We start from the raw sequence: 25,711 nt of genomic DNA on the forward strand, positions 1-25,711 counted from the left end.
CCGCGCGAGTGGACACCGGGCTTCGCGCCACCTCAGGGGGGACGGTCAGAGTCGGCACAAACGATGCACTCGCCCAGAACGCTACCTTGAGATATCGTCGCCGCGGCGACCGTGTGGTGCGGTCGCCACAAGGCGGCACGTCCGGGGGGCGTTCCCATGGGTCCTTGGTCCAGATTGTTCGTCGCGATCGACGTGCGTCGCCACACCCGGCGTCGCCTGGCGGTCACCATCACGCTGCGTCGCGAGTCGACCAGCTACCCGCAGCCGCGCGCCGCGGCGCCGGTGCTGTACCCCGACGAGGACCTCGCGCGCGCGGTCGTCGACGAAGGCGGGCTAGGTCCGATGATCGCTAGGCTGGCGCCGCGGATCGCGAGCGCGCTGACGGACGCGGTGGCCGGCGTCGACGAGCCGCTGGTGCGGTTGCACGTGGTCGCGAGCGGCAGCCGCGAGCTCGTCACCTGGGTCCGCCAGCACCCGTGGCCGACCTGGCTGCACGCGTGGTGGCCGACCGCGCTGGTCACGATCGAAGGGCCGCCGGCGCCGTCCCGGCCGCGCCTGACGTTGCCGCTCGACCTCGCCGTCGACGTCGCGGCGCCCGCCGCGATCACGCTCGACCCGATGGTGCGGCACGTCGAGGGCCAGGGCTGGCGCCGCGCGACCGGCGCGGCCGACGTCGTCGAGCTGGACCGCGATCAACGCTTGCCCGACTGGCACCGCGCGACCCGCTTGACCATCCGCACCGGCGCGACCGCGCCCGTGAGCCCGCGTGATCGCACCTCGACCTTGACGCTGGCGACGCCCGAGCGCGGCCCCGAGTTCCTGCGCGAGTTCTACCGCGCGCTCCAGCACGACGCGCCGCTGGACGCCGCCGCCGCCACCGCCGCCGCGCGCTCCGGGCTGCCGACCAGCGCGCTGCGCCTCGATCTCATGCGCGGCGGCGAGGACGACCTGCGGCTGAGCAGCGCGATCCTCGAGCAGGCCGAGCGCACGAGCTCGGCGACGTCGGTCAAGGCGAGCGTCGACGTCTCCGACCTGGTCACGCGCTCGCGCGACTTCCTCGACGCCGGCCACGCGCAGCTCGACGCGATCGACTTCGATCAAGAGCTCCACGGCGTCACCCGGACCTTCGACCTGTTCGCCCGCCGCGAGCGGGTCCGGCAGGTGCTGGCCACCGCGCGCTACGTGCGCCACGCCAACCTGTGGTGGAGCGATCGGCCGCGCCCGCGGCTGGGCCGCGCCACCGCGCGCCCGGCGCTCGAGGTCGCGACGCCCTACCCGCTCGCGTTCGCCGTGCTCGAGACCGCGCGCGCGGACGCCGCGAGCGCGGTCGTCGACGACGAGGTCCTGACCGAGCTGCTCGGCCCGGGCTGGGCGACGACGCGGGCGGTGCTGGTGCTGTTCGCGCCCCGCGACGCGGTCGAGCTCGCCGAGCGCCGCTTCGACTTCGACCTGGCCCGCTACGGCGACAGCGCGATCGTCACGACGACCGCGACGCCGCGCCAGCCCGGGCGCCTGTCGATCCGCGCGGCCTTGTTCGTGCGCGACCACCTGATCGCCTCGGTGGTCCTGCACACGACCGTCGGCGCGGACGCCGGGACGGTGCGGCAGCGGTGCGACTGGAACGTCGCGCTCCAGCCAGGGTTCGCGGACCTGCCGGCGCCGGCGCGCACGCTGATCTTCAACGAGGCGGCGACCGGCACCCACTGGCTAGCGGCGTACAGCCGCGCCGGCGGCGCGATGCCCGGCGCCGCGCCGTGGCCGCTCGAGCTCGACCCGCTCGCGGTCCAGGCCGCGACCGATCTGGCCCGCAACCGCCTGGGCTTCGTCCAGGGCAGCCGCACCGCGCTGGGCCAGGTGCTCGGCGGCGTGGGCGCCCAGGGCCAGCCGCTGCCCCGCCCGTCGTACGCCTTCGCGGGCCCGCGCGACCACGCCAACGAGCAGGGTCGCGCGGACGCCATCGCCGCGCTGGCCGCCGCCGGGCGCCAGCTCTACGCCGATCTGATCGAGAACGCGCTCGGCGCCAACGGCCCGCGGACCCAGGACGAGGTGCTGGCCGAGTTCCAGGCCACGCTCGCAGGCGACGACCACCTGCTCCAGATCGCGCGCTGCCACGTCGGCGGCGCGACCGTGCCGTGGGCCCTCGCGTACGATCTCCCCCTCGACGCCGGGGCGACCACCCCGCTGTGCCAGCACTTCATCGACGACTCGCGCGCCGATCCGACGATCGTCGATCGCCCCGCGAGCTGCGCCGCCCGCGCGACCTGTCCGGCCGTCACCGCCCCCGGCTCCGCCGTCTGCCCGTTCGGGTTCTGGGGCATGCGGCTCGAGCTCGAGGAGCCGCCGTACCAGGTCGCCGGGACCCAACCCCCGGCGCTCGGCGTCGTGCAGATCGCGAGCGCCTCGCTCCCGGCGGCGGTGACGATCGCCCCGCACGAGTTCGCGTGCCTCGCGGCGCACTTCACCGCGCTGAGGGGCGTCGCGACGATCGCCGCCACGACGCCCGCCACCGCCCGCGCCGCGGTGCTCGAACAGCTCAAGCGCGGCGACGAGCCGCTGGTCTACTTCTTCTGCCACGGCGATCAGACCGCCCTCGGGTTCGCGCTCCGGGTCGGGCCGCAGCAATGGAAGGAGTACATCTACACCTCCGACCTGCCGGTCGGTCCGGCCGGCTGGACCTGGCACCGGCGCACACCGCTGGTGTTCCTCAACGGCTGCGACACGGCTGCGTTCGACGCCAACAACCTGAGCCAGTTCATCCAGCGCTTCCGCCGGCTCGGCGCCGTCGGTGTCATCGGCACGGCGATCGAGGTGTTCACCGACGTCGCGACCGTCGTCGGTCGCGAGCTGCTCGAGCGCCTCGCGCGCGGCGAGCGCGTCGGCGCCGCGATGCTGGCGATGCGGCGCAGCTTGCTGCGCGACCTGAACCCGATGGGCCTCGCCTACGCCGCGTACGCGCCGGCGCACGCGCACGTGCACGCCCCGACCTGCGCCCTCGACCCGGAGCCGTCGCCATGACCACCTCGACCGAGCTCGTCACCAACCTGCGCGACCCCGACACCTGGACGGTCCTGGCCGTCGCCGCCGGCGCTGGCGCGATCGGCGGCTTCACCCACTGGCTGGGCGCGGTCGCCGGGGTGATCACGCCCGACCCCGATGACGCGGCCACCAAGACGGTGACGCGCGTGGCGGCCGAGATCATGGTCGGCGCCGCGGCCGCGGTGATCATGCTGTTCGTCGTCAAGCCGGCCGACGGGTTCGGCATGATCGCCAGCTCGATCATGACCGGCCTGTTCGGCCGGGCGGTGATCTCGGCGCTGCGCGCGCGCGCCCAGGTCGAGATCATCGACAAGGCCCGGGGTGCGGCGCAGGCCGCCGCCGCCACCGCCGGCCGCGACGCCGCCGCGCTGGCCGAGCACGTCGACGCCCTGCTGCAGGTCACACCCGACGCCGTCGGCGACGCCTTGATGAAGTCCTCCACCGCGACGCCACCGCCCGTAGCCGCGTCGGTGCGCGCCGCCGCCGCCCGCGCGCTCGCGTCCTTTCGCGCCCGCACCACCTGAGAGGTTCAGATGCCGAGCTACCGTCAACGCGAGTTCATCAGCCCCGAGTTCGTGCTGCTGCCCGCCGGGCCGGCGCGCGCCATCGAGCTTCGACCGGCCACCGGTGGCGCGGTGATCGTGCGCGCGGTCGTCGGCGCCGACAACTGCAAGGTCACCGCCGCCCTCCACGACCCGCACGGCGTCGCCGTGACCGCCCCGTACGTCGGGAACTTGAACCAGCTCGCGCTGACGTGGCAGATCCCCGATGACCACGCCGGCCTCGGCCAGACCTGGTCTGTCCGCGTCGTCAACACCGGCGCGGCCCGCGGCGTCGCCGCCCTCGAGATCGCCTATCCGGCGGCGTTCGAGCGCGAGATCGCGCCGCTGCCCAAGCTGAACGACATGGCGGTCATGGCGCTGCGAGAGATCGGCCTCACCGCGGCGGTGGTCGACGGCCACTTCGACGTCGGCTGCGATCGCCAGTTCGTCGGCTACATCCCCGAGGGCTGGGCGCACCACGTCAACGTCGTCCGCGGCATCACGATCACCCGCGGCCGGATCGACAAGCGCGCGATCCAGTTCGTGCCGCCCGCCGACGATCTGCCGCGCGGCGGCATCGAGCTGGTGCTCGGGTGCGACGACGTCCGGCTCAAGAAGGGGATTTCGCTGGGCGGGATCGACGACGCCCGCCTGACGATCCGCGCCGGCCTGGCGGTCGTCCGCGGTGCGCTCGCGATCACGCCGGTGGCGGTGACGCTGACCGGCGATCTGAAGGGCCTCGCGAACCTGCTGGCGCTGGTCGACGCCAAGGACCGCCTGGCCACCGCGCTCCGCGCCGCGCTGGTCGAGCAACTCGCCGGGCCGCGCGCCGGCGTGCTCGCCACCGCGACCACGTGGTTGCGCCGGCTCGTGCGGATGGACGAGCTGCTCGACGTGCAGGTGACCGCGGCCGGGCTGGTCCTCGACTACACCACCGTGCGCGGCGCGCCGCCGCCGCTGTCGACCGCGCCAGCCCCGACGCCGAGCGGGCGCCTCCAGCACCTCATCGTCGTGATGATGGAGAACCGCTCCTACGATCACATGCTCGCGGCGCTGTTCGCCGCGCACCCCGCGCTCGGCACGATGCCGAACTACCAGGCGACCCACGGCCCGACGACCTACCCCTTCACCGCGGCCACGACCTCGCAGGTCATCGTCGATCCACCCCACGGGCCCGCGGCGCAGACGGCCAACGCGGCCGGCGACTGGCTGGGGCCGTACGCGCCGCGCCAGCCGCCCAACCTCGGCGACGTGCTCACGTACCAGCCGGTCGCCAACATCCCGACGCTGGCCCACCTGGTCGAGCACGGGTGCGTGTGCCGGGCCTGGCGCGCAGCGGTGCCGGGCTCGACCTGGCCCAACCGGAACTACGCACTGTCGGGAACCTCGGGCGGCGCGCTCGACAACGCCGAGGGCGGCTTCGACCTGTTCGACTTCCTCACCGTGTGCGACGTGCTGCAGGCCCAGGGCGCGCGCTGGCGCTACTACCGCAGCGACGTCACGTTCCTCGAGCTGTACCGTCGCTGGGCGCTCGACCAGACCCGGATCGTGCCGGTCGATGAGTTCCACCGCGGCGCGGCCCAGGGACAGCTCCCGGCGGTGAGCTGGATCGAGCCGAACATCGCCGACTTCGGCGCCAGCCACGCCAGCGACGACCATCCCCCGGCCGACGTCAAGTTCGGGCAGGGCTTCCTCGCCGACGTCTACAACTCGCTGGTGAAGTTCACCGCGACCGGGCACACCGACTGGCTGCTGGTCGTGACCTACGACGAGCACGGCGGGTTCTACGACTCGGCAGGCGCAGATCCGTCGGCCGTCGCGGACGGCCCCGCGGGCCCTGGCCGACGAGGCTTCCGCGTGCCGGCGCTGTTCGTGTCGCCGTGGCTGGCGCCGGGCGTGTGCGACGTCGCGCTCGATCACGCCAGCATCGTGCGCACGGTGCTCGATCGGTTCTGCGCGCCGGAGCCGCTGCTCGCGCAGGTGCCGCGCGTCCACGAGGCGGTCAGCCTCGCCAGGCTGCTCGACGGCGTGCCCGGCGCCGGCTGGCCGGTGCCGCGGACCGCGCCGGTGCCGCCACCGCCGCTCGCCGCGCTCGGCCCGAGCTTCTACCCGCCGCCGCCACCCCCGCTGATGGGTGGCGCGGCCGCGCCGACCGGCCCCGCGTTCACGCGCGCGCCGGCCGACACCGCGCTGTGGCGCCAGGTGCAGGACCGGCAGCGCGCGATGAACGACGCGGTGGTCGCGCGGACGATGGGCGGCCCTGCGCCGATCGACCCGCTGGCGACCGCGCCGGCGGCGCTCGAGGCGATCCACGTGGGCCTGGGCCGCCACGATCCCGCGACGCTCGCGCCGGGCTGGACCGCGATCGCCGGCCTCGCTGGTGACGACACGGCGCTGCTGCTGCCGCCGGCCGGGGTCACGGTCACCGAGGCCTGGGACCGGATCCACGCGCTGCGCGGCGCCGCCGGCCTGACGTTCGCCGAGCCGCTGTGGGCCACGCGCGGAGGCCACGGCCCCGAGGAGGGACCGGCCGACGGCGACGCCGACTGGGCCCTGCGCGCCATCCGTGCGCCCGAGGCGTGGCGCCGGGTCGGCCCGACCGGCCGGACCCGCGGCGCCGGCGTCGTGGTCGCACACCTCGACACCGGGCTGACCCCGCACCGAGATCTCGACGGCGCGGTGCTCGCCGGGCTCGGCTGGGACTACGTCGATGAGGACGCGACACCCGAGGATCGGCTCGAGCACGGACTCGGGCTGTTCCCGGGGCACGGCACCAGCACCGCCAGCGTGCTCGTCAGCCGCGAGCGCGATCAAGGCCACATCGTCGGCGTCGCGCCCGAGGCGTCGATCCTGCCGTACCGGATCTCGCGGTCGGTCGTGCACCTGTCGATGGTGGGCATGGTCAAGGCGATCAAGCGCGCGGTCGCGAGCGGCGCGCACGTGATCTCGCTGTCCGCCGGTGGCCTCTGGTCCTACGCGCTCCACGCTGCGGTCCGCGACGCGACCCGCGCCGGCGTGATCGTGGTGGCGGCCGCCGGCAACCGCGTGCGCGTGGTGGTGTGGCCGGCGCGGTTCCCCGAGGTCATCGGCGTTGGGGCGTGCGATCGGGAGCTGCGCCGCTGGTCGGGCTCGAGCCGCGGCGACGCCGTCGCCGTGACCGCGCCTGGGGTCGGCGTGTGGTGCGCGGCCGCGGGCCCCGGCGACGGCGTGCGGGCCGGCACCGGCACGTCGTTCGCGACGGCGATGGTCGCGGGCGCGGTCGCGAACTGGCTGTCGTACTGGGGCCGCGACTCGCTGATCGCGCGCTTCGGGGTGACCGGCCTGGCCGCGGCCGCGCGGCGGGCGGTGCGGCGGGCGGTGCGGTCGCTGTCGGGACCTGCGGACGGCATGGGCACCGGCGTGCTCGATCTCGAGCGCTTGCTCGGCGAGCCGCTCGAGGAGATCGATCTCGGCACGCTGATGGGCGGAGGCCGCAAGCGCATGCCGCTCGAGACCGCCGAGGCCGTGGCCGCGGTCACCGTCGACGACCCCGACGCCCTCGCCCGGTTCGCGCCCGCCGACCGGGCGGTCGTCGCCGACGAGGTCGCGTTCTTCGCCTGGCTCGCGGAGCAGGGGCCGACCCCGACCGCGTGGGATCAGCTCGCGCGCGCCGACGGCTCGGCGCTGCTGCGGGCGCGCCTGTAGCCGATCACCGCCGGCGTCGGCGTCGGGCCAGCGCCAGCGCGGCCACCAGCAGCGGCGCGCCCCGGGCGCCGGCGCCGCCGCCCTGACAGCCGCAGCCGCCGTCGTCGGCCAGGGCCGGATCGCCCTCGACGTAGACGTGGCTGGTGATCGTCGAGCGCCCGGTCGCGCCCGACAGCTCGACCCGGTAGCGCTCGCGCGCGCCGGTGACCGCGCGCGTGAACGCGGCGTGGCCGCCGACGATCGGCGCGGCCTCGATCAGCGCGCCGTCGCGCCACAGCTCGGCGGTCGCGCCCTCGGCCGCGGGCGCGGTGACCTCGAGCCGGACCTGGCCGACCGCGCGCAGCGTGTCGCCGAGCTCGGCCCGGTGGGCCGCGTCGACCGGATCGACCGCGATCAGCTCCGCCATCGGATCGTCGGGCCCGCGCATCTTCACGACCGTGCGCCCGGCTCGGACCGCCGCGAGGATCGCCGCCTCGGACAGCTCGTCGGCCAGGACCATCGTGGTCGGCCCGCCGATCAAGGCCGGGGTCGCGCCGCCCTCGGTGCCACCGCGGTGATCGTCGCTGCCGCCGATCGCCGCCAGCAGGTTGCCGGCGTCGAGCAGCTGATCCCACCGCGCGATCGCCCGGGGCGTGAACAGGCCGCCGGTCAGATCGGCGTTGCCGGTCTGGATCTCGAGACCGCTGACCATCGCCCACGGCGTGTCGGCGTGATCCCAGCCGCAGCCGATGCACAGCTCGCCCAGGCGCAGCTCGGGGTGGTTGACGATGAACAGCCCGCCCTGCGCGACCACGTCGGCGACGATCGACGGCGCGCCGACGCCGCCGAGCCCGACGCGGTGATCGACGTAGCGCGCGATCCCGACCGCGTTGCCGTGGCCGCCGTAGGTCGTGACCTCGGCGCCGCGCACCAGCAGCAGATCGGTGACCCCGGCCTGGGCCGCGGCCTGGTGCGGGTACTGGGCGCTGGTGTTGTGATCCGACAGCACGACGAAGTCGAGGCCGCGGCCCCGGGCGTACCCGACGATCTGATCGAGCGTGGCCGAGGCGTCGCCCGAGTCGCGCGAGTGGACGTGGAAGTCGCCGGCGTACCAGCGCCGGGTCGGATCGAGCACGACCGGCGTCCACGGCGCCGCCGGCTCGGGCGCGACGGTCGCGGCGTCGCGGAACTCGAGGTCGAGCGTGTACTGTCCGGGATCCGGACCGAGCTTGGCCTTGCCGATCACGACGGTCCAGGCGCCGGCGGCGATCGGCCCGGCCAGGTAGCCGCGCGACGAGCCGGCCACGCCGATCACCGCCGGGTCGGTCAGGCCGCCGCCCCAGCCGCGGAACCCGGCGGGCGACCAGACGCCCCAGTCGAGGATCTGGTAGTCGGAGCCGTCGTCGTGGGCCACCGTGAACTCGACGGTGCCGGCCGGCACGTCGAACGTCACCAGGTGGTAGGCGCCGCCGTCGAGCGGCACGGCGCCGGTCAGGTGCAGGGTCGAGATCACGGCGGCCAGCGCGAGCATGGCCGGCGATCGTACCGCGTCCGGTCGGTGCCGGGCCGGGTAACCGCGGGTGCGGCGGCCGGGCCGAACCGGTATCCTGCCGGCCATGAAATGGGAACGCGGCCACAAGTCGCAGTACGTCGAGGACGCGCGCGGTCAGCGCGCGAGCGGGCGCGGCGCGGCGCTCAAGGTCGGCGGCGGCGGCGCGGCGCTGCTGGCGCTGGTGGCGCTGATCGCGCAGGCGTTCGGCGTCGAGCTGCCGGTCGGCAGCGGCAGCGACGAGAGCAGCACCGCCGCCAGCCAGGGCGGCGCCAGCTCGGGCGGACCGCCGCCGGCGATGTCGGCCGACGAGCAGGAGCTCTTCGACTTCATCAACTACGCGGTCGACGACATCCAGGACACGTTCGCGAAGGTGTTCGCGGCCGAGGGCCAGCGCTACCAGCCGGCCGTGCTGAAGGTGTTCAGCGACTCGGTCGACACCGCGTGCGGCCCGGCGTCGGCGGCGGTCGGCCCGTTCTACTGCCCGGCCGACTCGAAGGCCTACATCGACATGACGTTCTACCAGGACCTGCGCGAGCGCTTCGGCGCGCCCGGCGACTTCGCCCAGGCGTACGTGCTCGCCCACGAGTACGGCCACCACATCCAGAACCTGCTCGGCACCGACGACGAGGTCCGGCGGCAGGTCGCCGGCAACAAGTCGCTCGAGAACCCGCTGTCGGTGCGCCTGGAGCTGCAGGCCGACTGCTACGCCGGCATCTGGGCCAACGGCACCGCCAAGAAGCAAGCTGATCGAGGTCGGCGACATCGAGGAGAGCATCCGCGCGGCCCAGGCCATCGGCGACGATCGCCTGCAGAAGATGGCCGGCCAGAAGGTCAACCCCGAGACCTTCACCCACGGCTCGTCGGCGCAGCGCGCGAAGTGGTTCAAGCGCGGCTTCGAGGCCGGCGCGCTCGGCGCGTGCGACACGTTCACCGCCCGCGACCTGTAGCTCCGCGACGACGCCACGGTCGCCGCCGCGACCCGGCGGCCCCGCGGCGTGCGGCACGCGCCCCGACGACGCCACGGTCGCCGCCCGCGACCTGGCGGCCGCGCGACGTGCGGCACGCGCCCCGACGACGCCACGGTCGCCGCCCGCGACCTGGCGGCCGCGCGACGTGCGGCACGCGCCCCGACGACGCCACGGTCGCCGCCGCGCCCCGGCGGCCCCGCGGCGTGCGGCACGCGCCCCCACGACGCCACGGTCGCCGCCCGCGACCTGGCGGCCGCGCGGCGTGCGGCACGCGCCCCGACGACGCCCCGTTGCCGCCCGCGACCCGTCGGCCGCGCGACGTGCGGCACGCGCCCCGACGACGCCACGGTCGCCGCCCGCGACCTGGCGGCCGCGCGGCGTGCGGCACGCGCCCCGACGACGCCACGGTCGCCGCCCGCGACCTGGAGGTCGGGCGACGGCGCGCGGCTCAGCCGCCGAACATCTTCGCCATCAGCCCGCCGGGCTCGGGCGCCTCGGCGTCGACCGCCGGCGGCTCGCCGGTGGGCGTCATGTGATCGATCGCGTGCGGCAGCACCTCGGCCAGCGAGTGGGTCGCGCGCTCGGTCGAGATGCCGAGCTTGGACGCGATCGACGCGATCGCGCCGCTGCCGAGCACCTTGCTGATCTGATCGGCGGAGATCGGCAGGTTCTTGCCCAGGCCGACCCACGACGACGCGATGTCGCCGAGCCCGTGCTGGCCGAGCTTGCTGACGATGTCGGCCGCGCCGCCACCCTTGAGGAGGTCGCCCAGCGCGCCCGCGACCTTGGTCTTCTCTTCGTTCACGTCGGTCATGGCGGCGACCATAGCAGAGGCGCCGGCGCCGCCCCGCCGCCGTACCGGACGCGTGCCCGCGCGCGCCCCCACCGGTACCGGGCCCGCGCTGGGGTAGCGGCCGCGGTCAGAACTGCCGCGCGGCGCGGCCGAAGTCGACGCCGGCGCCGGTGATCGTGCCGGCGCGCTCGGTCGGCGCGGTCCCGGGCGCGAACCACAGGTCGAGCGCGCCGCCGCCGCCGGGCGCGGCCAGGAGCCCGGTCTCGCGATCGATCCGGACGCGCGCCAGCCCGACCGGCGGCGGCCCGGGCACCGGCGCCGGTGGTCGCGCGCCCTCGACCGCGCGCACGATCTCCATCCACGCCGGCAACGCGACGTGGGCGCCGTCGGCGCCGCGCCCGAGCGAGCGCGCGGGATCGTCGTGGCCGATCCACACCGCGGCGGTGGTGTCCGCGGTCAGCCCGACGAACCAGGTGTCGCTGTTGTGGTTGGTGGTGCCGGTCTTGCCCGCGGCCGGGCGCCCCAGCGCGCGCGCGGCGCGTGCGGTGCCGCGCGTCACCACGCCCACCAGCAGATCGCGCACGAGGAACGCGGTGCGCTCGTCGACGATGCGGCCGCGGGTGGCGCCGGCGCGGACCGCGGGATCGAGGCCGGCCACCGCCGCCAGGCGATCGAGCCGCCGGGCCGGGTCGAGCCAGGGATCGTCGGGCGCGGCCGCGTCGAACAGCACCTGGTCGCCGTGGCGCACGCGCACGATCACCCGCACCGCCACGTCCCAGCCGTCGCGGGCAACGATCGCGTACGCGCGCGCCAGCTCGAGCGGGATCACGCACGACGCGCCCAGCGCCATCGGCCGCAGCTCGGAGATCGCGGTCGTGACGCCGAGCCGGCGCGCCAGGTCGATCACCGCCGGCGCGCCGACGCGGTCGAGCACGTCGATCGCGGAGGTGTTGAGCGAGTAGGCGAGCGCGTCGGCCGCGACCGCCACGCCGCGGAAGCGCGCGCCCGAGCGCGGCTTCCAGTGGACCGCGGTGGCCTCGTCGTACTCGGCGATCGGCGCGTCGCGCAGCGCCGTGCCCTCGGTCAGCGCGCCGCGCTCGAGCGCCGCCGCGTAGACGATCGGCTTCCAGGCCGAGCCCGGCTGGCGACATGCCTGGGTCAGGCGATCGAACCCGCCGAGCTGCCAGGCCCGGCCGCCGGCGACCGCGAGCACGTAGCCGCTGCGATGATCCCAGGCGATCGCCGCCGCCTCGGGCACGTCGACGTCGTCGGCCCAGGCCGCGGTCGTCGCCGCCAGCGTCGCGTCGACCCGCGCCGCCAGCGCCGGCAGGGCCGCGGTCTCGACCTCGAGCCCACCCTGCGCGACCTCGAGCGGGATCGACTCCTCGAGCAACCGCCGCACGTGGTCGGCGTACCAGGGCGCGCGGACCGCGGGCGGCCCGGCCGGCGCCAGCGCCAGCGGCCGCGCCGCCGCGTCGGCCCGGGTCGCCTCGTCGATGAACCCGGCCCGCCGCATGCGCGCCAGCACCTCGTCGCGCCGGGCCCGCGCCGCGGTCGGATCGCGGCGCGGATCGAGCCGCGTCGGCGCCTGGATCAGCCCGGCCAGGAGCGCGGCCTCGTCGACGGTGACCGCCGCCAGCGCCTTGCCGAAGTAGTCCTCGGCGCCGGCCGCGACCCCGTACGCGCCGCTGCCGAGGAACACGAAGTTCAGGTACGACTCGAGGATCGTGTCCTTGGGCCAGCGGCGCTCGAGCTGCCGCGCCACCAGCGCCTCGCGGACCTTGCGCTCGGCCGAGCGGGCCCGGCCGATCTCCGGCACCAGGTTGCGCGCGACCTGCTGGGTGATCGTCGACGCGCCCTCGACGGTGCGCCCGGCGCGCCAGTTGATCCACGCCGCGCGCGCCACCGCGGCGTAGTCGACGCCGTGGTGCCGATAGAAGCGCACGTCCTCGGCCGCGAGCACCGCCTGGATCAGCACCGGCGGCACCTCGGCCAGGGCCACCAGCCGCCGCCGCCCGACCACGCCGCCGTCGTCGAACGGCAGCTCGGTCAGGACCGTGCCGTCCCGGGCCAGGATCGTCGACGTCGCCGGCGCGCGGGCCCGCCACGCCGCGAGGTCCGGCACCGGCGGCAGCGTCCGCGCCCACCCGCGCACGGTCGTGATCGCCCACAGCGCGCCGACCGTCGGCGCCGCGATCGCCAGCCACGCGATCACCACCAGCGCGAGCCGCCACCAGCCGCCGCCTCGTCGACGGTTGCCGATGACGACCGGGGTCATGACGCGAACAGCGCCATCTGCTGGGGCGGCCCCAGCACCCGCGCGCGCGGCCCCACCGCCGCCGCGATCGTCGCCGCGCACGCGCCGGTCACGACCACCGCCGCCGCGCCGCTCTGGTCGATGAAGCGCAGGAGGCCGGCGCGATCCGCCGCGCCGCTCCACGGCACCGCGGCGTCGACCGCCAGCGCCCGCACCTGCTCGCGCTCGCACGCCAGCCCCGACGCCAGGACGATCCGCGCCGGGCGCGCGCCCAGCGCCGCCGCGACCCGCGTCCGATCGCGCACCAACCACACCAGCACGCTCGCGCGCGCGACGCTGCGCCGCACCGCCGGCGCCGCCAGGCCCGCGCTCGCGAGGCGGGTGGCCCCGTCGACGATCGCGCGGTGCGCGGCGACGACCAGGCCGGCCGCGGCCAGGCGCTCGGCCACCGCCAGGCCGCGCAGCGCGTTGGTCACCAGCACCACCGCGACCGCGCCGTCGGCGGCGATCTGCTGGCACAGCGCGACCGCGCGGGCCTCGGCGTCGGCCGCGAACTCGTGGTGACGCTCGCCGTAGGGCGCGGCCACCACCAGCGTGTCGCACGGCGCCAGATCGGCGCGCCGCGGATCGACCGCGCCGGCGTAGAGCACCCGGTGGCTGCCGGTGTCGACGACCAGCGCCGCCGCGCCCGGCGCGTAGCCGCTGGGCAAGAGCGTCAGGCGCGTGGTCCCCAGCGAGAACGTCCGGTGCAGCGGCGCCGCGAGGTGCGCGTCGGCGCGCGCGCCCAGCAGCGCCAGCGTCGTCGCGGTGGCGATCAGCTGGCCGTGGCCGGCGCGGGCCGTCCGGTCGGCCGCCGACACGAAGCACACCGCCCGGGCCCGGCGCGCGTCGCACCAGATCGACGTGCCGAGCACGTGCACGCCGTCGCGCCAGGTGACGGCGGGCGGCGTCGGTGCGCGCGGGCGGCGCTTCATCGACGCACACTGCCACAAACCGTCGACGCCCCGCAATTTCACCGGCGCGCTCGTGGCCAGCACCGCGGCCGCGGTATCGTGATCGGATGCGGATCTCGGTCGTCCTCGGCGCCCTCGTCGTCGGTCCCGCCCTCGCCGCCGCCCAGGCGCCGCACGAACCGCCGCCCGCGTCGTACCGACCGCCGCCCGAGGAGACCGAGCCTGGGCGCCCGCAAGCGCCGGTGCCCGAGCGCCCCTACGCGCTCACCGTGTCGCCCTTGCACCTGCTGTTCCCGATCCTCGAGGTCACCGGCGAGTACCGGCTCGGGCCGAGGCTCGGCGTCGCCGGCACGCTCGGCGCCGGGCGGATCACCGCGACGTCCGCGGCCGGCCAGGACCTGTCGTTCACCGCCGCCGAGCTCGGCGGCAGCGTCCGGTACTACGTCGTCGGCTCGTTCCGCCAGGGCGTGCAGCTCGGCGCCGAGGTCATGTACCTGCTGGTCAAGCTCGGCGACAACCCCGACGGGGTCCAGGCCGCCGGCGACGGCCTCAGCGTCGGCCCGTTCGTCGGCTACAAGTGGACCGCGCGCGGCGGCTTCACCGTCGAGGCCCAGCTCGGCATCGCGATCACCGCGATCGAGGCCCACGCGACCGACGGCGCCTCGACCGCGACCGAGGAGCAGAGCCGGGTGCGCCCGCTGGTCAACCTCAACCTCGGCTGGAGCTTCTGAGCGCTTGACCGCGACCGCGCGACCGCACCGGTCGCGCGGCGGGCCAGCCCCAGCGCGCAGCTGCGGTCGCCCGCTGCGCCGCGCCTCGTGCGCGATCCAGTACCCATGATCCTGACGCCGATCCATCGCCCCGCGTTGAACCCCTCGAGTTCCAGCGAGAGCCCGCGTCGGTTCGCCTTCGGCGCGCCTCGACGCCCGCAACCGGTCAGATCCCCTGCGGCGAGGTACCAGGCGGTGCGTCATTGCCGTCCACCCGGCAACCGGCTCCGCCTCGCCTCCACCTCGCGCACGCGGCCGGCGCGGATCGAGAGCACCCCTGGGCTCCGGCGCGGCGTGCGCCTGTGGCCCGCTACGCCAGCGTGTCTTCCGGCAGCGTGCCGGCGAGGAACGCCTGCTCGAGCGCGTCGATGGTCGTGGTGATCAGCTCGGCGTCGGCCGCGCTCGATCGGAACACGATGCCCATGCCCGCGACGTCTTCATCCTCGGGCACGACCGTGTGCGTGACCCGCCCGACCACCGACAGCGGCTCGGCCTGCCCCGGGATCGTGATGATCAGGTGCACCTCGGCGTCCTCGGGCAGCGGCTCGTCGGTGGTGACGAACACGCCGCGATCGTTGATGTCGCGGGTGTGGGTCTTCACCGGGCCCTTGAGCCCGCCGTAGGTGACGGCCAGGCGCACCGGGATGCGCCGGTTCTCGCGCAGGTTGAGCAACCCGCCGCGGACGAACCCGTTCATGTAGTTGACCTTCTCGCGCTCGGCGGGGCCCAGCCCGACCAGCGCCACCTCGTCGCCGCGGTGCCCGATCACCTGGCCGCGCAGGATCACGCGGGGCCCGCCCTCGCCGCACAGGAGATCGATGCGCAGCGTGTCGCCGAGCACCGCCCGCGGCGACACCTCGACCGCGAGCGTGCCGTCGCGCGGATCGAACACCTTGATCCACTCGGACGGCGAGTCCAGCCGCAGGACGACGCGCACGGCCTGACGATACCAGGATCGCGCTACTTGAGGGCGAAGCGGAGCGTGCCCTGCACGCCCGCGCGGTCGATCGCGATGGTCAGCTTCTTGGCCGAGCCCAGCCGGGCGTAGGCGCCGGCCGCGTCGTCGAGGCCGCGCAGCGGGGCGCCGTCGATGGCGGTCACGACGTCGCCCGACCGCAGCCCGAGGCCGTAGAAGTACGTGCCCGCGCCGACGGTGGTCAGGCGCACCCCGGCGGCGGTGCGCGCGAAGCCGATGTCCTTGGACAGCTTGTCGAAGTCGGCCAGGGACCGGGTCAGCTCGGCGCGCTTGAGGGTCACCGACTCGATCCGGATGGCCTCGACCGCCGGCGTGGCCGGGGCCGGCGCAGGGGTGGCCGGCGCGGGCGTTGCGCGCGGGGGAGCGGGCGTGGCGGGCGTGGCGGGCGAGGGGGTCGCCGGCACGGGGATCGCCGGCACGGGGATCGCCGCGGTGGCATACGGGTCGACCGGCGCCGAGCTGGTCGCCCCAGCCCGCTGGGGCGCCGGCGCGAGCACCTCGCGGATCGGCCCCATCGGCGGCGGAATCACGGGCGCGACCGGGGCGTACGGATCGATCGGGCCCCCGGTCACCGTCGGCCCGGTCACCGTCGGCCGCGTCGCCGCCGCGTACGGATCGAGCAGCCCCGGCCCGGAGGCCACAGGCGCGACCGTCGGCGGCTGCGCCGGTGCGGTTGGCGTCGGCGTATCGACCAGCAGCACCAGCTCGCGGGTGCCCAGCCGGACGATCACCTCGTTGTCGCCGACCTCGACCACCTCGTACTTGCCGACGTGATCGCCCTCGCTGACGACGACGTGCTTGCCGGTCTCCCGGTCCAGGACCAGCGCCTGGCGGGTCTCGGGGAAGACCTCCGCGACCTTCAGGGTGACCTTGCCGACCCGAGGCTTGCTGCGGTCCTCGGCCGCAGCTGGTCCCGCGGCCATCAGGGCCAGGACCAGGGCAGCAGCAAGACCACGGGAGCTCATGCCGCGATGTGATGCAAGCGGCGTTCCCCCATCGAGACGGGGCCGCGCGGCGCGATCTCGCCGGGTTGGCGGAGGCGGTGTCGTCGGTGTTTCACGCCGCACCGTGACCTCCGGGCCCTACTTGGCGCTGGCGCCGGTGTCGAGATCCGACAGGTCGAGGTCCTCGAGCTCCTTCAGATCCTCGGCCGACAAGCTCGAGCCCGCGATCGTCTCCTTGACGCCGGGGCTGTCCTCGTCCTTGTCCTCGCCGGCCTTGAGCTGCGGCGCCGCCCCGCCCTTGGGCGCGTCGAGGGCCAGGCCCATCTTGGCCTTCAGCTCGGCCAGCGCGTCGTCGTCGTTGGCGCCGCCGGCCTCGAGCGCGAGGAACTTCGACTCGAGCGTGTCGCCCGACAGCTCGCCGGCCAGCTCGGCCCCGGCCTCGGCCTCGGCCTCCATCAGCGCGATCCGGTCGGCCATGCGATCGAACGTGTCGAACGCGCTGGTGTCGCCCAGGCCCTGCATCGTGTTGGCGATCTGCTGCTGGGCCTCGGCGCGCTTCTTCCGCGCGATGAGGATGTTCTTCTTGCGCTTGGCTTCCTCGATCTTGTTGTTGAGGAGCCGCAGGGCGTCCTTCAACTTCTCGACCGCCTGCTTCTGCGCGACCCACTGGGTCTGGAACTGACCGGCGACGTTCTCGTGCTCCTGCTTGCGCGCGAGCGCCTGGCGCGCGAGGCCGTCGTCGCCACCGCGCACCGCCACCATCGCCTTGCGCTCCCACTCCTTCGCCTTGTCCTGCTCGGCGACGGTCTGCTTCTGCAGCTTCTTCTCGTCGGCGATGGCCACCGCGACGGCCTTCTTGGCGTCGGCCAGCTGCTGCTGCATTTCCAGCAGCACCTGGGTGAGCATCTTCTCCGGATCCTCAGCCTTGGTGATGAGGTCGTTGATGTTGGACTTGATCAGCGTGCCGAGTCTGGAGAAGATTCCCATGGATTTTTCCCGCGTTGCGCCGGTCCTTCGAGCCTACGGGATCAACTGCCGTGTTGCAACGTCACGACCGCGCGTGCTACGTGGCCCCCCTTCGCCATGAGCGCACTGCCACGCCACGTGGGCATCATCATGGACGGCAACGGCCGGTGGGCACAGGTGCGCGGGCTGCCCCGGCTCGAGGGGCACCGGGTCGGCGCCGAGAGCGTCCGGGACATCACCCGGGCCGCCCGGGAGCTCGGCATCGAGGCCCTGACCCTGTACGCGTTTTCGGCCCAGAACTGGGCCCGGCCCGCCGACGAGGTCCGGGGGCTGATGGAGCTCCTGCGCGACTACCTCCACGACGAGCGGGCCGAGATCATGGACAACCAGATCCGGCTGCACGCGATCGGCGACCTCGACCGGCTGCCGGCGATGGTGCGGGAGCCGCTCGAGGCCCTGCGCCGCGACTCGGCCCACCACCGCGGGATGACCCTGACCCTGGCGCTGTCGTACGGCGGCCGCGAGTCGCTGGCCGCCGCCGCGGCCGCGCTGGCGCGGGACGTCGCGGCCGGCACGGTCGACGCCCGCGCGATCGACGCCGACCGGCTCGGCAGCTACCTGCCCACCGCCCAGCTGCCGCAGCTCGACCTGCTCGTGCGCACCAGCGGCGAGCAGCGCATCTCGAACTTCATGCTGTGGGAGCTGGCCTACGCCGAGCTGGTGTTCATCGACGTGATGTGGCCCGACTTCCGGCGCGCCGAGCTGGGGCGCTGCCTGGCGCAGTACGCGAACCGCGAGCGGCGGTTCGGCCTGACCGGCGCCCAGCTCGTCGACGACGCCAGCGACGTCGAGCCGACCGGCGCGTGACGACTACGCCCCCGCGGGGGCCTCGGCTCGCGGTGCGGTCCCTGGTCGACGTCGACGACGCCGTCGACGTCGCGCCGACCGGCGCGTGACGGCCACGGCCCCGCGGCGGCCTCGGCGACCTCGCGGCGCGGTCCCTGGTCGAGCCGACCGGCGCGTGACGGCCACGGCCCGCGGGGGCCTCGGCTCGCGGCGCGGTCCCTGGTCGCCGTCGACGACGCCGGCGACGTCGCTGGCGACGGGCGCGTGACGATTACGCCCCCGCGGCGGCCTCGGCTCGCGGTGCGGTCCCTGGTCGAGCCGACCGGCGCGTGACGGCCACGGCCCCGCGGGGGCCTCGGCTCGCGGCGCGGTCCCTGGTCGCCGTCGACGACGCCGTCGACGTCGAGCCGACCGGCGCGTGACGGCCACGGCCCCGCGGGGGCCTCGGCTCGCGGCGCGGTTCCTGGTCGCCGTCGACGACGCCGTCGACGTCGAGCCGACCGGCGCGTGACGGCCACGGCCCCGCGGGGGCCTCGGCTCGCGGCGCGGTCCCTGGTCGCCGTCGACGACGCCGTCGACGTCGAGCCGACCGGCGCTTGACGGCCACGGCCCCGCGGGGTTAGCTGCGCGCCAGTGGCCCTCGGCAACCTCGCGTCGCGTTTCCTGGTCGCCGTCGTCGCGGCGCCCGTCCTCCTGCTCGCGTTCTACCTGCACACGCCGGTAGCGACCTGGGCGATCGTGTTCGCGGCGTCGCTCCTGGCGATGTACGAGCTGTTCTCGATGACCCTGCCGGATCGCAGCGATCGGGTGGCGGGGCTGGTGTTCGGCGGCCTGACGGTGCTGGCGTTCTACTGGCTGCACCCGGCGGCGCTGCCCCAGACCCGGGCGTGGCAGATCCTGGCGCGCGAGGGCAGCACCTACCCCGTGCTGTTCCTGGGCGTGATCGGGCCCGGCCTCTACTACCTGTTCCGGTTCCGCGACATGACGACCGTGGCCACGCGCTACGCGGCGACGGTGTTCGGCATCTTCTACGCCGGCGTCCTGCTCACGACCGCGGCCGCGCTCAAGCGCGACGGCGGCGGCAACGCCGGCGGCGACCTCGTGCTGTTCGTGCTGGTCGTGCCGTGGGTCGGCGACACCGGCGCGTACTTCGCCGGCCGGTTCCTCGGCAAGCACAAGCTCTACGAGGCGGTCTCGCCCAAGAAGACCTGGGAGGGCGCGGTCGGCGGCGTCGTCGGCTCGCTCGTCGCCGCGATCGTCATGAAGCTCGTCCGCCTCGACCACCTCGCCTGGCTCGACCTCGTGCTGCTCGCGGTGCCCGGCGCGATGCTCGGCCAGATGGGCGACCTGGTCGAGTCGCTGTTCAAGCGCTCGACCGGCGTCAAGGACTCGGGCGCGATCCTGCCCGGCCACGGCGGCATCCTCGACCGCATCGACGCGGTGCTGTTCTTCGCGCCGTACGTGTACGTGTACCTGCAGGTGCGCGCGTTCGTCGGCGCGCTGTAGCGCGCGCTCACCCGCCGCGGCGGACCTTGCGCACGCGGGCCTCGACGTCGAAGCACACCGGCCGCGCGACGCCGGCGGCGCGGTAGGGCTGGTAGCGCCAGCGCAGGAGCGCGTGCGTGATGCGCGGCGCCAGGCGCGCGGGCCCGTCGAGCACCGCCACCGACTGCACCGCGCCGGCGGCGTCGACGCACAGGTTGGCGCGGAAGCGCGCGTCGGAGCTGCGGCTGCGCGGCCACGGCCCGTCGAGCCGGGTGACGTCGGCGGCGCGGACGTCGAGCGCGAGGCCGCGATCGAGCGCGGGCGCGTCCGGCGCGTCCGGCGCGTCGACCACCCCGGCATCGCGCGGCGCGGCGGCGGCCACCGGCGCGGCGACCGCTGACGCGTCGACCACTGACACGTTGCGCGGCGAGGCGTCGGCCACGCCGGCGTCGCGCGGCGAGGCGTCGACCGCCGGCGCGCCGACCACCGACACGGCGACCGCCCCGGCGTCGCGCGGCGAGGCGTCGACCGCCGCCGCGCCGACCACCGACACGGCGACCGCCCCGGCGGCGCGCGGCGGCGCGCTCGCGGGGGCCACGCGGACGGACGCGTCGGTCGCCGGCAACAACACCATCGCGCCCGTGAGCACCGCCGCGATCGTCGCCAGCGCGCCCAGCGCCGCGCCCAGGGCGAACGCGCGCCGGCACCGCGGGCAGCGCGTCGGCGTGGCGGTGGGTGGCACCGGCGTCGGGGTCGGCGTCGCCGTCGGCGCGCGGCTCGCCTGGGTCGACGCGGTCGGGACCTCGGCCGGCGTGCCGCGCGGGAACCGGGGCCGGGCGACGCGGCCGCGCTCGGGCACCGCCGGCAGCGCCTGCACGTCGCGCGGGTCCAGCAGCTCGGCGATCGCGGCGTCGGTCAGCGCCGCCCCCAGCCGGCCAGCCGCCCGCGCCAGGGCCGCGCCCAGCGCCGCGCACGTCGGCCACCGGTCCTCGGGCGCACCCGCCAGCGCGCGCAGCACGATCGCGTCGAGCTCGACCGGGCACAGCGGCTCGATCGTCGACGGCGGCGGCACCACGCGCCCGCGCACGCGGTCGAGGTCGACCGGCGGGTTGCCGACCGGGTACAGCCGGGTCCGGGTCAGCAGCTCCCACGCGACCACGCCGACCGAGAACACGTCGGCGCGCCGATCGAACGGCTCGCCGTGCATCACCTCGGGCGCCATGTAGCCGTACTTGCCCTTGATGAAGCCCGAGTTGGTCGCGTGCTCGGCCGCCTGCGAGCGGGCCACGCCCAGGTCGATCAGCTTGAGCCGCCCGTCGGTCGACACCAGCAGGTTGGACGGCGAGATGTCGCGGTGGACGATGCCCGCCGACGCGCCGCGCTCGTCGACCAGCTCGTGGACGTGGTGGAGCGCGTCGCACAGGCGCCGCAGCAGCGCCAGGACCCCGCGCACCGGCAGCGGCGCGCGCGCGCGCCGGAGCACCTCGGTCAGCGCGACCCCGTCGACGTACTCCATGGTCATGAACAGCTCCTCCGGCTCGCGCCCCAGCGACAGCACGCGACGGATGACCGGGTGATCGAGCAGGTAGGCGAGCCGGGCCTCGCGCGCCAGCGACTGGATCGCCAGGTCGTCGCCGAGCAGGTGCGGGTGCAGGCGCTTGAGCGCGACGTCGGGCGCGTCGGGCGTGTCGACGCGTCGCGCCCGGTAGACCGAGGCGTTGCCGCCGACGCCGAGCCGCTCGAACAGCCGATAGGCGCCGAGCGTGGCCGGGCGCGCCCGAGCCTCGGGCGGACGCGGGGGCGGCGCGGCGCTGGTGGCGGGCGGCGCCGAGGTCCCCACCGCGCGCTCCGAGCCCGCCTCGGTCACGGCGCCCAGTCGCGGCAGCACAGGGCGCCGTCGTGGGCGCCGTCGGCCCGCGCGCGCGCGTCGTCGCGAGCGGCGGCGCCGTCGGGCGGCGTCGGTGGGGCGTCGTCGGCGCGGTCCTGGGACGACGACGCGCACGCACGCACCCGCGCGCACGCACGCACCCGCGCACCGCGCCGCGCCGCTCGACCAGGGACAACCAGGACCTTCGCTCGCGCGCCCATGTGCGCGGACCCTAGCCGAGGGCGGCGCGCTGGTTCTTACATCGTCTGTGACCGGCTGCGCGTCATCGCCTGTGCGTCATCGCCTGTGCGTCATCGCGTCATCGCGTCATCGCCTGCGCGTCATCGCCTGCGCGTCATCGCCTGCGCGTCATCGCCTGCGCGTCATCGCCTGCGCATCGCGTCACCGCGTCACCGCCTGCGCATCGCGTCGTCACCGCGCCACCGCGTCATCGCCTGCGCATCGCGTCGTCATCGTGTCATCGCGCCACCGCGTCACCGCGGGGCCGCCACCGCATCTTCGCGTCACCGCGTCACCGCGTCACCGCGTCACCGCGTCTTCGCGTCACCGCGTCTTCGCGTCACCGCGTCACCGCGTCACCGCGTCACCGCGTCATCGCGTCGTCATCGCGTCATCGCGTCATCGCGTCATCGCGTCATCGCGTCATCGCGGGGCCGCCACCGCGTCACTGCGTCATCGTCATCGCGTCGTCATCGCGCCACCGCGTCACCGCGTCGCTGCGTCATCGTCATCGCGTCGTCATCGCGCCACCGCGTCATCGCGTCATCGCGTCATCGCGTCATCGCGTCATCGCGTCATCGCGTCATCGCGCCACCGCGTCATCGCGTCATCGCGTCATCGCGTCATCGCGGGGCCGCCACCGCGGCGCACGCGTCGACGTCGTCGACCAGGCGCCAGCCGGTGCTCGCGCGCTCGATCACCTCGCGCCCCGGCAAGATCTCGCGCAGGCAGCTGCGCAGGCGGTTGATCGCGACGTAGAGCGCGTTGCGGTGCTGGAGCGGGTGGTAAGTCGCGACGCCCCAGGCCTGCTGGTAGAGCACCTCCGGCGACACCGGCGCGCCGCGCGCCTGGACCAGCACCGCCAGCAGCGCGCACAGCATCGGCCGCCCCTTGATCTCGACCGCGCCCTGGCGCGCGACGATCACCGCGCGGCGCTCGTCGACGAACAGCTCGTGGGTCGCCCGGGCTCGCGCGAGGTCCTTGTCGGTGGCAGCGCGCCGGCCCTGGCGATCGACCAGGTAGCCGTCGATCGCCTCGCGGAAGCCCAGGTGCGCGAGCAGGGCGACCACGCCGGGCACCGCGCGCGCGATCGCGCCGCCGTCGATCGCCGCCATCAGCGCGCCCGCGTGCAGGCTGCCGCGCTCGGGATCGAGCTCGCGCAGCGCCTCGGCCAGGACCTCGCCCGCGGCGCGATCGCGCTGCCCGCGCCGCGCCAGCGCCGCCGACAGGATCGCGCAGCCGACCTGCACCGGGCGCAGGTGACCGCGATCGGCCAGCTCGCGCGCCAGCGCGATCGCGCGCCCGGCGCTCAGCAGATCGGTGCGGCGCGCCCGCGCGACCAGCGCCGCCGCGAGCACGAGCTGGGCCCGCGAGGCCTCGTAGATGCGCGCGCGCCCGCGGTCGTGGGCCAGGGCGCGCTCGGTCAGCTCGACCGCGCGGTCGAAGTCGCCGCCGGTGAGCCCGATCGCGGCCTCCTCGACATCGACGACCGCGCGCGCCGCCGCCAGCTCCGGCGCGGCCACCGCGAGCCGGGCCTGGGCGACGTGGTCGAGCGCGACCGGCAGCTCGCCCTCGATCGCGTAGGCGCGGGCGTGGGCGCAGTGGGCCCGGGCCCGGGCCCGCGGCCCGATCTGCGGGCTCGCGAGGGCCTCCGCGGCCAGCCGGTGGGCCAGGCCGCTCTGGACCGCGTCGGCGGCGAACAGCGCCTGCTGCGCCCGTGACCGCGCCGCCTGGCCGCGGAGCCCGGCCCGGTGCGCGAGCTGCCACGCGCGCTCGGCCACGACCTGCGCCTGGCCCAGCTCGCCGATCTCGCTCAGGGCCGCGCCGCCGTAGTAGTCCGCGAGGTACTCGTTGATCGTGTCGCCGTGCGCGCGCATGTGCGCGTGCGCGGCGCGCAGCTCGACGCTGGCGGCCCGGGCCTCGCCGTCGGCGTAGCGCACGATCGCCCGGTACAGCGACGCGACCCGCTGCCGCGAGCCGGCCTCGTCGATCACCCGCGCCGCCGCCCGGGCGTGGACCATGTCCTCGTGCTCGATGCACGCCAGGGTCTCGAGCATCGCGAGCTGGTTGATCAGATCGTCCTGGCCCGCCCCGGCCAGCGCCAGCCGCGCGGCGCGGGCCTCGGTCGCGGCTTGCTCGAACCGCTCCTCGACCATCCAGCTGACGGTCCGGGTCCACGCGGCGCGCGCGCTGGCGCGGGGTCGGCCGCGGCAGCGCCGCGAGCGCGGCCGTCAGCACCTGGCGCGCGCGGGCGGCGTCGTCGGCGAAGGTCGCCGCGCTCGCGATGCGCAGCTGGCCCTGGAACCGCGCGTCGGGGTCGGGGGCGAGCGCCACCGCGCGCACGAACAGCGCCTCGGCGCGCGCCAGGTCGCCGGCCTGCTGCGCGACCTCGCCCGCGAGGACGCAGTGGCGCGCCGCCTCGGCCGGCGTCCGCGCCTCGCGCGTCCGCGCCAGCACCCGGCCGGCCTCCTCGAACAGCGACGCGCGCACCAGCCCGCGCGCGATCAGCAGATCGATCGCCACCGCCCGCGCCGGCAGCGCGGCGCGCAGGCGCTCGAGCAGCTCGGACAGCAGGTGCTCGTCGCCCGCCGCCGCCAGCGGTCCGTGCCAGCGCTCGATCACCGCCCACGCCTCGGCCGGGCGCCCGGCCGCGAGGTAGTGGCCCGCGGCGTCGACCGCGAGCAGCGGCGGCCGATCGCCGGCGGCGAGCTCGTCGACGATCAGCGCCGCCGCGTCGGCGTGGGCGGCGGCCTGCTCGTCGGCCGCGCTCGCGCCCAGCAGCGCCTCGCGGATCAGATCGTGCACGCCGACGCGTCCGTGCGCGCGGTCGATCAAGAACCGCTGCGCGAGCTCCGCCAGCGTCTGCTCGAGCCGGTCGGGATCTGGCGACGCGCGCCGCAGCACCTCGACCGACGGCCGGTGCTGGGCGGTGGCGACCGCACGCAGCACCCGCCGCGCGTCCGGCGTCAGCTCGGCCAGCGACGCGTCGAGCGATCCGGTCCCGGGCGCGAGGCGGAGCAGCTGGTGGATGTGGAACGGGCTGCCGTGGGTGGTCTGCATCATCGCGTCAGGCTCGGGCGTCGGGACCTGCAGCCGCTCGGCGAGGGCGGCCGCCATCGCCGCCGCCGCGACGGCGTCGAGCGGCCCCAGCGTCGTCACCACCGGCGGCGGCGCGGCCGGCGGCAGCGCCAGCTCGCGCCGCGACGCGACCACCAGCCGGCTCGTCGCCACCCGCCGCGCCAGGTAGCCCAGGGCCTCGGCCACCGTCGCCGCGGGCAGGTGGTGCGCGTCGTCGATGAACACCAGGAACGGCCGCGCCTCGAGCCGGTGCGCCAGCAGCTCGAGCTGCTCGGACAGGTGCGCCTGCTCGGTCGGCTGACCGCGCCGCGGCGCCGGCGCCGCGCCCACCGCGGCGAGCAGCTGGGCCAGCGCCCGCGGGGCGGTCGCGCCCGGCCGCAGCTCGAGCAGCACCGGGGTCGCGGCGTCCCAGCGCGGTCGGGTCCGCGCCTCGCGCAGCAGCTGATAGACCAGCTCGCTCTTGCCGATGCCGCCGACGCCGTAGACGAAGAACAGGTTGTCGTGGTCGATGTGCGCGCGGATGCGATCGAGCTCGCCACGCCGCCCGGCGAAGCCGCGCACCGGCTGCGGGAACACCGGCGCCGACCAGCGATCGGGCTCGGACCGGGGCGGAGGGGTCGGCGTCATCATCGCGCGGATCTCGATCGGGCCCCGCGGGGCGGGCGGACCCTAGCGTCACCGCGACCATCCGATCTTACATCGTCTGTGTACGGGTCCGGCGCCGAGGATGCGCCCGGCGGCGCGCACAGCGTCCCGCGCCCGACGGTCGCCGCGC

15 protein-coding genes and 2 pseudogenes are annotated in these 25,711 nt (G+C 75.7%); 7 read left to right on the forward strand and 10 right to left on the reverse strand.

The window, feature by feature from the left end; genetic code table 11:
- Positions 1 to 192: 192 nt before the first annotated feature.
- From IPL61_26620 to IPL61_26630, 3 genes are read left to right on the forward strand one after another with little or no spacing between them, the layout of a single operon-like run.
- A complete protein-coding gene (locus IPL61_26620) occupies positions 193 to 3,015 on the forward strand; it encodes a CHAT domain-containing protein (GenBank protein ID MBK9034796.1) in 2,823 nt (940 codons plus the stop codon).
- A complete protein-coding gene (locus IPL61_26625; protein ID MBK9034797.1) occupies positions 3,012 to 3,560 on the forward strand; it encodes a hypothetical protein in 549 nt (182 codons plus the stop codon). Before IPL61_26620 ends, IPL61_26625 begins: the two co-directional genes overlap by 4 nt.
- A gap of 9 nt (positions 3,561 to 3,569) precedes the next feature.
- Entirely contained in the window at positions 3,570 to 7,262 is a 3,693-nt protein-coding gene (locus IPL61_26630; protein ID MBK9034798.1) for a S8 family serine peptidase, read from the forward strand.
- Positions 7,263 to 7,266: 4 nt separating this feature from the next.
- On the opposite strand, the gene IPL61_26635 is transcribed toward IPL61_26630, so the two are convergent.
- Entirely contained in the window at positions 7,267 to 8,772 is a 1,506-nt protein-coding gene (locus IPL61_26635; protein ID MBK9034799.1) for a CehA/McbA family metallohydrolase, read from the reverse strand.
- An 85-nt stretch (positions 8,773 to 8,857) separates the two neighbouring features.
- On the opposite strand from IPL61_26635, the pseudogene IPL61_26640 reads away from it, so the two are divergent.
- A pseudogene (locus IPL61_26640) lies at positions 8,858 to 9,740 on the forward strand (neutral zinc metallopeptidase).
- A gap of 469 nt (positions 9,741 to 10,209) precedes the next feature.
- Here the strand turns inward: IPL61_26640 and IPL61_26645 are convergent.
- The 3 genes from IPL61_26645 to IPL61_26655 form a co-directional block, all read right to left on the reverse strand.
- A complete protein-coding gene (locus IPL61_26645) occupies positions 10,210 to 10,587 on the reverse strand; it encodes a DUF937 domain-containing protein (GenBank protein ID MBK9034800.1) in 378 nt (125 codons plus the stop codon).
- A gap of 94 nt (positions 10,588 to 10,681) precedes the next feature.
- Complete coding sequence (locus IPL61_26650) at positions 10,682 to 12,832, reverse strand: transglycosylase domain-containing protein (GenBank protein MBK9034801.1); 2,151 nt, start codon at positions 12,830 to 12,832, stop codon at positions 10,682 to 10,684.
- Entirely contained in the window at positions 12,829 to 13,785 is a 957-nt protein-coding gene (locus tag IPL61_26655; GenBank protein MBK9034802.1) for a hypothetical protein, read from the reverse strand. The genes IPL61_26650 and IPL61_26655 overlap by 4 nt, the downstream gene beginning before the upstream one ends.
- 86 nt (positions 13,786 to 13,871) lie before the next feature.
- Between IPL61_26655 and IPL61_26660 the strand changes: the two genes are divergently transcribed.
- The gene (locus IPL61_26660) at positions 13,872 to 14,495 is read left to right on the forward strand and encodes a DUF3575 domain-containing protein (GenBank protein ID MBK9034803.1); all 624 of its coding nucleotides are present in this window, start codon (positions 13,872 to 13,874) and stop codon (positions 14,493 to 14,495) included.
- Positions 14,496 to 14,844: 349 nt separating this feature from the next.
- On the opposite strand, the gene IPL61_26665 is transcribed toward IPL61_26660, so the two are convergent.
- The 3 genes from IPL61_26665 to IPL61_26675 all read right to left on the reverse strand — a co-directional run bounded on the left by IPL61_26665 (position 14,845) and on the right by IPL61_26675 (position 17,441).
- A complete protein-coding gene (locus tag IPL61_26665; protein ID MBK9034804.1) occupies positions 14,845 to 15,471 on the reverse strand; it encodes a PilZ domain-containing protein in 627 nt (208 codons plus the stop codon).
- Between the two features lie 23 nt (positions 15,472 to 15,494).
- Positions 15,495 to 16,475: a hypothetical protein gene (locus tag IPL61_26670; protein MBK9034805.1), complete on the reverse strand. Its 981-nt coding sequence runs from the start codon at positions 16,473 to 16,475 to the stop codon at positions 15,495 to 15,497.
- A gap of 117 nt (positions 16,476 to 16,592) precedes the next feature.
- A complete protein-coding gene (locus IPL61_26675; GenBank protein ID MBK9034806.1) occupies positions 16,593 to 17,441 on the reverse strand; it encodes a PspA/IM30 family protein in 849 nt (282 codons plus the stop codon).
- A 96-nt stretch (positions 17,442 to 17,537) separates the two neighbouring features.
- Between IPL61_26675 and uppS the strand changes: the two genes are divergently transcribed.
- Both uppS and IPL61_26685 read left to right on the forward strand, forming a co-directional pair.
- The gene (gene uppS, locus IPL61_26680) at positions 17,538 to 18,287 is read left to right on the forward strand and encodes a di-trans,poly-cis-decaprenylcistransferase (GenBank protein MBK9034807.1); all 750 of its coding nucleotides are present in this window, start codon (positions 17,538 to 17,540) and stop codon (positions 18,285 to 18,287) included.
- A 612-nt stretch (positions 18,288 to 18,899) separates the two neighbouring features.
- A complete protein-coding gene (locus IPL61_26685) occupies positions 18,900 to 19,772 on the forward strand; it encodes a phosphatidate cytidylyltransferase (protein MBK9034808.1) in 873 nt (290 codons plus the stop codon).
- Between the two features lie 7 nt (positions 19,773 to 19,779).
- Here the strand turns inward: IPL61_26685 and IPL61_26690 are convergent, their stop codons facing one another.
- The 3 genes and pseudogenes from IPL61_26690 to IPL61_26700 all read right to left on the reverse strand — a co-directional run bounded on the left by IPL61_26690 (position 19,780) and on the right by IPL61_26700 (position 25,566).
- Complete coding sequence (locus IPL61_26690) at positions 19,780 to 21,639, reverse strand: serine/threonine protein kinase (protein MBK9034809.1); 1,860 nt, start codon at positions 21,637 to 21,639, stop codon at positions 19,780 to 19,782.
- 842 nt (positions 21,640 to 22,481) lie between these two features.
- Complete coding sequence (locus IPL61_26695) at positions 22,482 to 24,014, reverse strand: helix-turn-helix domain-containing protein (protein MBK9034810.1); 1,533 nt, start codon at positions 24,012 to 24,014, stop codon at positions 22,482 to 22,484.
- A gap of 1,051 nt (positions 24,015 to 25,065) precedes the next feature.
- Positions 25,066 to 25,566: pseudogene (locus tag IPL61_26700) on the reverse strand (ATP-binding protein).
- Positions 25,567 to 25,711 lie beyond the last annotated feature (145 nt).

It is taken from the genome of Myxococcales bacterium, from assembly GCA_016717005.1.
In the GTDB taxonomy this organism is placed as follows: Bacteria; Myxococcota_A; Polyangia; order Haliangiales; family Haliangiaceae; genus UBA2376.